The 7888-nt window shown below is 70.1% G+C and carries 6 protein-coding genes; 4 read left to right on the top strand and 2 right to left on the bottom strand.

The features are described 5' to 3' along the window. Nucleotides 1-637, bottom strand: a 637-nt coding sequence (locus CHF15_RS42715) for an ABC transporter ATP-binding protein (RefSeq protein WP_089229353.1), incomplete at its 3' end; no start/stop codon positions are given. A gap of 239 nt (nucleotides 638-876) precedes the next feature. After that, nucleotides 877-1056, bottom strand: a complete 180-nt coding sequence (locus CHF15_RS44640; RefSeq protein WP_143681779.1) for a hypothetical protein — start codon at nucleotides 1054-1056, stop codon at nucleotides 877-879. A gap of 1142 nt (nucleotides 1057-2198) precedes the next feature. On the opposite strand from CHF15_RS44640, the gene CHF15_RS42710 reads away from it, so the two are divergent. The 4 genes from CHF15_RS42710 to CHF15_RS42695 all read left to right on the top strand — a co-directional run bounded on the left by CHF15_RS42710 (nucleotide 2199) and on the right by CHF15_RS42695 (nucleotide 7608). Beyond that, complete coding sequence (locus CHF15_RS42710) at nucleotides 2199-4451, top strand: LLM class flavin-dependent oxidoreductase (protein ID WP_089229351.1); 2253 nt, start codon at nucleotides 2199-2201, stop codon at nucleotides 4449-4451. A gap of 173 nt (nucleotides 4452-4624) precedes the next feature. Further along, complete coding sequence (locus CHF15_RS42705; RefSeq protein ID WP_089229350.1) at nucleotides 4625-5812, top strand: CE1758 family FMN-dependent luciferase-like monooxygenase; 1188 nt, start codon at nucleotides 4625-4627, stop codon at nucleotides 5810-5812. Between the two features lie 3 nt (nucleotides 5813-5815). After that, nucleotides 5816-6556: a CE1759 family FMN reductase gene (locus tag CHF15_RS42700; RefSeq protein WP_089229349.1), complete on the top strand. Its 741-nt coding sequence runs from the start codon at nucleotides 5816-5818 to the stop codon at nucleotides 6554-6556. A 167-nt stretch (nucleotides 6557-6723) separates the two neighbouring features. Continuing rightward, nucleotides 6724-7608, top strand: a complete 885-nt coding sequence (locus CHF15_RS42695) for a nuclear transport factor 2-like protein (RefSeq protein ID WP_089229348.1) — start codon at nucleotides 6724-6726, stop codon at nucleotides 7606-7608. Nucleotides 7609-7888 lie beyond the last annotated feature (280 nt).

The raw sequence follows: 7888 nt of genomic DNA, 5'->3' as shown, positions 1-7888 counted from the left end.
CGCCGGTGGAGATGACCAGCAGGAAGTCGCAGACGCTCTCCAGCTCGCTGAGCATGTGCGAGGACATCAGCACCGTGGTGCCGTGCTCGGCGGCCTCGGCCATCAGGGTGCTCATCATCTCGTGGCGCACCAGCGGGTCCAGGTCGGACATCGGCTCGTCGAGCAGCAGCAGGTCCGGTCGCTTGCCGAAGGCCAGGGCGAAGGCGACCCGGGTGCGCTGGCCGCCGGACAGGGTGCCGATCTTCGCGTGCAGGGGCACGTTGCCCGCGCGGACGATCTGCTCGGCGGCCCGCTGGTCCCAGCCCGGGTTCAGCTCCCGGCCAAGACGCAGCGTCTCGGCCACCGTGAAACGCCTGAACAGCGGCTTCTCCTGGGCGAGGAACGCCGTGCGGCGTGCCGCCTCCGCGGACTGCGGCGCCGCACCGAACACCGTCAAGGTGCCCTCCGTCGGCTCCAGCAGATTCGCCGCGATCGACATCAGCGTCGTCTTGCCCGCACCGTTGGGGCCCACCAGCCCGCAGATCCGCCCCGCAGGCAACCGGAACGAACAGTCCCGCAGCGCCCAGCCCCGACGGTACCTCCGCCCGACCCCATGAGCCTCGATCGCCGACTCCTCCAAGGGGCCACCCATGTCCATGGGGTCCCTTCCGTACGCGGCGCCCATGACGGCGTCACTCACTGGTGCTCCTTGATTGCCGGGCCTTGTCGTTGCTCGTACGGCCGCCGCGCTGACGGCGCGCCTTCCTCCGGGACGGGTCGACCGGCCCGTCGCGTGCGGGCGCCGATCCCCACCGAGGGCGTCCCCCTCGTGACGAGCAGGTTAGGAGGCCCACTCGCCGCCGCGCCTCGGGAAGAAGGCCGATCTCCGGCGCCCCTCTACGACTTTCGGCCGAGGCCGGCGGGCCCGGTGGACGGACGGCCGATGGTGACGGCAGGCCGGGAGACCGCCGGATCCGGGTTCATCAGCGCGTCACCCGCGCCGAGGACGGCGACCTCGAGGGCCGTCTGCGCGTAGACCCGGGCCGAGTGCAGTAGTCGGTGCAGCAAAGGGGACATCGCAAGCCTCCTGTGACGGTGGAAGGTGAGCCCACCGTGCCCCGTGTCCGCGGACCGCCGTGGCGGCCCGGATCAGGACGCCCGCGAGCCTGTTCCACGAGGGGGAGCTCTTGACCGCCACGCTACGAGGGCCCCGTGGCCGGACGCTTCGGGCAGAAGTCGGACCCGTGATGCCGCCGCTCCGCCTTTCGGCCGAGCGCCGATCCGCCGGTACCGGCGGTGGGCCGTCCGCAATGCGCGCGGCGGACGGCCGGTCGCGGCCAACGGTCCGGGTTTTCATGACGTGCGCGGGTTGATTTCGTTCATGTCGAGAGGTCACGGCTGCGGAATGAAGTCCCGCCGAGATCTTCATGTCAACGGCGCCGCGGACGAAATGCCGCACGGTCGGTCCATCGACGGCCCGCAAGGCCCGTATTCGGCATCACCACAAGGGAACGAGGAATGTGCGGAACGCGGCAGCGCCGTCCGCATTCACACCGCGATCACCGGCACATCGGGCCGGCCGTATCGAGACGCCGGGTGCCTCACTCGATCCCGGACCCACGGGTCCCGCAGGTCCCACGGGCGGGGACAATGTGGCCGCGCGCCGCCCGTCGGCAGACGGAAGGCGCGCGGCCATCACCTCACCCACACAGGATTCGATGGTTCCACAGCACACGGAACCCGCACATCGGGAAAACGACCTACTACTCCAGGCGTAGGCCCGGATCGCCGATTCGGACCCGGTTCGGAGAAATAGACCCCGGTCGGTTCTCGTGATAGAAATCCGCTCGGACCCAGGTCCCGTTGTTCAGCCCCGCATGCTCGGAGTTCCGCTCCATGACCACCCGGATTCCCTTCCCCGCCGCACACCTTCGAGGATTTCGGGATCACGCCTTCCGGCACTCCGGACGGCATCCGGCCCAGGGCGTCGGAAACGACCGGCAAAGGCCTGAAGTCACCTGACTCCGCCCCCCGGTACGTGAATTCGGACGCCGAGGACACACCGCGCTTCCGGCCGGGGACGGTTCACAGGCCGCTCCCCCCTCCCCCCGGCACTCCTCTCGTGCCACCGTCGACCAGCGTGCGATCCGGCCCCGCGCTGACCCTGCCGAGCGGGGTGGACGACGTCATCCCGCACGGGCCGGCACCTGGAGATCTTCGTGCCCGACTACGGCCATGACCTGCAGTTCGGATCCTTTGTCACACCGTCGAACCGCGACCCGGAGGCGGTCGTCGACCTCGCCCTGCTCGCCGAGCGGGTCGGGCTGGACCTCGTCTCGTACCAGGACCATCCGTACCAGAACGGCTTCCTCGACACCTGGACCCTGATGTCCTGGGTGGCCGCCCGGACGACGTCGATCCGTCTGGCGACCAATGTCGCCAACGTACCGCTGCGCCCCCCTGCCGTCCTGGCCCGTGCCGCCGCCAGCCTCGACCTCCTCTCCGGTGGACGCGTCGAACTCGGCCTGGGTGCCGGAGGCTTCCGTGAGGCCATCGTGGCGATGGGCGGTCCGGACCGCACGATCGGCGAGAGCGTCGGCGCACTCGGTGAGGCCATCGACGTCATACGCGGACTCTGGGACGAGGCCGACCGCTCCGCGCTGCGCGTCCAGGGCGAGTACTACACCGTCGACGGCGCCAAGCGGGGCCCCGCCCCCGCGCACGAGATGGGCATCTGGCTGGGCGCGTACAAGCCGCGCATGCTCCGCCTGACCGGAGCCAAGGCGGACGGCTGGATACCCACCCTCAACTACGTGAACTCCCCGGACCTGTACGAGAGCAACAAGATCATCGACGAGGCGGCCGCCGAGAACGGCCGCGACCCGCGGGAGATCCGGCGGGTGCTCAACATCTTCGGCGGTGTCGGCCGGGGCACCAACCCCTGGCAGGGACCGGTGGACGACTGGGTCGAGCGCATGCTGCCGCTGATCCTGGAGCACGGCTTCGACACGATCATCCTCGGCTCCGACAACCCGTCCGACATCGTCGCCTTCGGTGAGGAGATCGCTCCCGCCGTTCGCGAGGCCGTCGCCGCCGAACGGGCCGCCGCCGGAACCCCCACCGGGCGGGTGCGGACCGCGGCCGCTCTCGCCAAGCGGGTCCCGGGCATCGACTACGAGGCCGTTCCCGCTCCGCTCGCCTCGGGTGCCGTGGAGCCGGGTGACCGCGCCTACGCCCGCGTGCGCTCCACCTACTTCACCACCGGCACACCCGGTCTGGTGCTGCGCCCCTCGAATGCGGCCGAGACGGCCGCCGCCCTCACCTACGCCCGCGCCCAGGGCGTGCCGCTCGCGGTGCGCAGCGGCGGTCACGGCATCAGCGGCACCTCCACCAATGACGGCGGCGTCGTCATCCACCTCGGGTCGCTGAACGGCGTCGAGGTGATCGACCGCGAACGGCGCCTGGTCCGGGTGGGAGCCGGTGCCCGCTGGGGCGACGTCGCCCAGAAGCTCGCACCCTTCGAACTGGCCATCAGTTCCGGCGACTTCGGCGACGTGGGCGTCGGCGGACTGGCGACGGCCGGCGGTGTGGGCTTCCTGTCGCGCTCGTACGGTCTGACCATCGACCATGTGCGGGGCGCCGAAGTGGTGCTCGCCGACGGCCGGATCGTGCGTGCCGACGCCGACACCAACCCCGACCTGTTCTGGGCCCTGCGCGGCGCCGGCGCCGGTATGGGCATCGTCACCTCGTTCGACATCGAGGCGGCCGACATCGGCAACGTGATCCACGCCCGCTTCGCCCACGAGGTGAGGAACCTCGACGCCTTCCTGCAGGCCTGGGGCGAGCTCACGGAGAACAGCCCCCGCGAGCTGACGCCGTTCCTCGTCGTGGCCGACCAAGGGGGCCGCAGGATCGCCCGGACGACCATCATCTGGGCCGACGAGGACACCGGCCGCGCGACCGATGCGCTGGAGGCGTTCCTGAACCTCGCCCCCGTCCTCGACCAGCAGGCGGCCGTCGTACCGTACGCCGGATTCATGACCCCGCAGAACAACCCGCACGACGGGCACGGGGGCCCGAACTTCCGGTCCGCGCTCGTCGAGCATCTGGACAGCCGCACCACCGGCATCATCGACCGGATGTTCCGGGAGGGCGAGACGGGATACTTCCAGATCCGCACGGTGGGCGGCGCGGTCAACGACACGCCGGCCGACGCCACGGCCTACGCGCACCGGACGCAGAACTTCTCCCTGGCCGTCGTCCCCCGGCGCGGTGCCGCCGACCTCAGGAGCTGGGACGAGATCGACTTCGACGGCCTCTACCCGAGCTTCGAGAGCCACAACCAGGAGTCCGTGCTGACCAAGGCGTTCCCGCCCGCCACGCTGGAGCGCCTGCGCAGGGTCAAGGCGGCCTACGACCCGGACAACGTCTTCCGCGGCAACTTCACCATCGCGCCGGCCACGGACGCGTGATCCGCGGGGCACGGCCGGCCGCTCCTGACGCACGGACACCGGAACAGTTGCGTACGCACGCAACTTGCGAGACGATGGGTACTGGGTACTCGCGTCAGCACCGCGCGCCCGTCCGCCTCCACAGGAGCGCACGGCCGGGCGCCGCGTCGCGCGGCCAGAAAGGCGGCAACACCATGGAATTCGGGATCTTCTCGGTCAGCGACGTCACTCGCGACCCCGTCACGGGCCACACCCCCAGCGAGGCGGAACGCATCGACGCGATCGTGCGCATCGCCCAGCGGGCGGACGAGGTCGGGCTGGACGTCTTCGCCATCGGCGAGCACCACAACCCGCCCTTCTTCTCGTCCGCCCCCACCACGCTCCTCGGGCACATCGCGGCCGTGACCGAGCGCATCGTGCTGAGCACCTCGGTCACCCTCATCACCACCAACGACCCGGTGCGCATCGCCGAGGAGTACGCGATGCTCCAGCACCTGGCCAAGGGGCGCGTCGACCTGATGGTCGGCCGCGGCAACACCGTCCAGGTCTACCCCTGGTTCGGCCAGGACATCCGCAAGGGGCTCCACCTCGCGCTGGAGAACTACAACCTGCTGCACCGGCTGTGGCGGGAGGACGTCGTCGACTGGGAGGGAGAGTCCCGCTCCGGGCTGCAGGGCTTCACCTCGACTCCCCGACCGCTCGACGACGTCCCGCCGTTCGTCTGGCACGGTTCCATCCGCACCCCGGAGATCGCCGAGCAGGCCGCGTACTACGGCAACGGGTTCTTCGCCAACAACGTCCTGGCGCCCTACGGGCACTTCGACCGGCTCGTCTCCTTCTACCGGGACCGCTTCGCCCACCACGGCCACGGCACGCGCGAGCAGGCGATCGTCGGACTCGGCGGCCATGCCTTCATCGCCGCGAACTCACAGGACGCGGACAGGAGGTTCCGCCCCTACTTCGACGCGTTCCCCATGTTCAGCGGCACCTCGCTGGAGGACTACATGGAGGCCACACCTCTCTCGGTGGGCAGTCCGCAACTGGTCGTCGCCAAGACCATGGACTTCCGCGAGCGCTTCGGCGACTACCAGCGCCAGCTGTGGAACATCGACCTCCTCGGGCTTCCCGTCGAAACCGCGCTGGAGCAGGTCGAACTCCTCGGCACCGAGGTCGTGCCCGTACTCCGCAGGGAGATGGCCGCGGTCCGCCGTCCCGGCGTACCCGCGACACCGACCCACGCGAGCCTGGTCAAGGCGAAGTACGGCGACGCCGAACCCCGCCGGCCGCGCCCCAACCCCAATCGGGGCGACAACGTCACCGGCACGTCGCCGTACGAGGACAGCGACCCGGCGTTCCCGGCCCGCTACCCGAGGATCGGCTGAACCATGACAGACCGCACACCCCTTCAGCCCGATCCGGAACGACCTGCCGACGCACCGCTCACGCTCGTGGTGATCAGCGGTGGGACCGGCAACCCCTCGTCGTCGCGGCTGCTGGCCGACCGCCTCACGGAGAAGACCACGGAACTCATCCGCGGCCGGGGACGGGACGTCTCGATCCGGCACGTCGAACTCGCGCCGATCGCGGTCGACATCGCACAGGCCGTCGTCACCGGCTTCCCCGACGAACGACTCAAGGCGGTCATTCGGCAACTGGCGGCGGCGGACGGGCTGATCACCGTCTCTCCCGTCTACACCGCCGGTGTCAGCGGGCTGTTCAAGTCCTTCTTCGACATCCTCGACGACGACCTCGTCGTCGCCAAGCCCACCCTGCCGGCCGCCACGGCCGGCAGTGCCCGCCACGCGTTGGTCATCGACGGACAACTGCGCCCCATGCTCGCCTTCCTGCGGGCGCTGACGGTGCCCACCTCGGTCTTCGCCGCACCGGAGGACTGGGGCTCATCCGCGCTGGGCGAGCGCATCGGACGCGCCGCCACCGAACTCACTGCCCTGATGACCACCGGCGTCGGCGCCGCCATCGCCGGCGACGCCTGGTCCGGCTACCGGCATCGCTTCGGCGGGGAGGCGGCCCGGGCCGAACGGACCGCTGCCGACGTCGACTTCACATCGGCGTTGATGCGGCTCGCCGCGGGCGGCGCCCCGTCGCAGCGGGACACCGGGGCCTGAACGGTCCTACGACCGCGGTCCTGTGCCGAATGGCGCATTCACTTCATCTCCCCTATTTCTTGACGGCAGATGGAGCGGATTCTTGAATGAGGAAAGTCCGTTCGTTCGGCGACCCGAGAAAGTCTCCTACGGCGGAACCATTCTGTGAATTGAAGAACGGAACATCAATGAGCACTTCCCGCACCGCGCGGATCATGGGGCGCGATGTCGACGTCTCCAAGGCCACGCCAGATGTGGTGCAGTTCCTAGCCTCCTACTTCGAGGCCAAGTCGGGGGACGACGTGGACGCCCTCATGGCCCACTTCCTGCCCGAGTCGATCACCTACGTCGACGCGACGGTCGGTTGGGCCTTCCGGGACTGGCAGACCCTGCACGACAAGTTCGCGGAGCTGCTGGAGGCATGGCCGGCGGAGGCCGTCGCCTACCCGACACGGATCATCGGCGACTTCGACAGCGCGGTGGTCTTCTTCACCGACTCCCCCGAGATGTTCGGCCATGAGCTCCGGGCGGCCGGCACGGTCGACTTCCGCGACGGCAGGATCGTCCGCTGGGTCGACACCTGGGACGGACGCTCCCTGACCGTCGAGGCCACCGAGAGCATGCGCGTCCCGGAAGACGTCTACCCCGGGGAGTTCGCCGAGAACGAGGTCGGCGAGAACGCCTCCCCCGTCCTGCGGCAGGCCGCCGGCGCGTTCGCCGCCGCGCTCGCGGCGGGCGACGCGCTCGCCGCGTCGTCCCTGCTCCACCAGGACGTCGTCTTCGAGGACACGTCCCTGCACACCCTGCTCGAAGGGCGGATCCAGACCCACGCCTTCCTCGACCACAACCTGAGCCGGCTGGCCTACGGTCCGGAGTCCGCCCTGCGGCACGTGGTGGGCAGCGCCGAGGGCGGCGCCTACGAGTGGAGCAGCGGAGGCCGCGTTCCGGCGGGCGTCACGGCGCTCGAACTGGACGAGGACGGGGCGATCACCCGTGTGACGGTCAAGTGGGACACCTCTCTGACCCCGAAGGCGACGCTTCACGAGGCCAAGGGCTCGACCATCAGGCACTGACGGGCCCACCGGGTCGACCCGGTGCCCGGCGACGACGCGAGGGCCTCCGCGGTGGAATTCCGGAACTCCACCGCGGCGGCCCTCGCCGTCCCGGAAATCGGCGTCGCCCGGCACATGGCGCTTTAATCCGCGGCGTCTCCGCGGATTCGGGCAGGAATTACGAGTGCGGTCCCGGATTCCCGGCGATCGAGACGAGTTGCCCCATGGACAGGGGAGGTTCGGTCCGGTTCGCCGGAAGTCCGAAAGCCATGGCGTTCAACGGGGTCCGCGTCGACGCCGG

Origin of the sequence: Actinacidiphila glaucinigra (assembly GCF_900188405.1) — a bacterium.
Lineage (GTDB): Bacteria > Actinomycetota > Actinomycetes > Streptomycetales > Streptomycetaceae > Actinacidiphila > Actinacidiphila glaucinigra.
The sequence above is the reverse complement of the archived record's forward strand: the minus strand, read 5'-3'. Positions and strand labels throughout refer to the sequence as shown.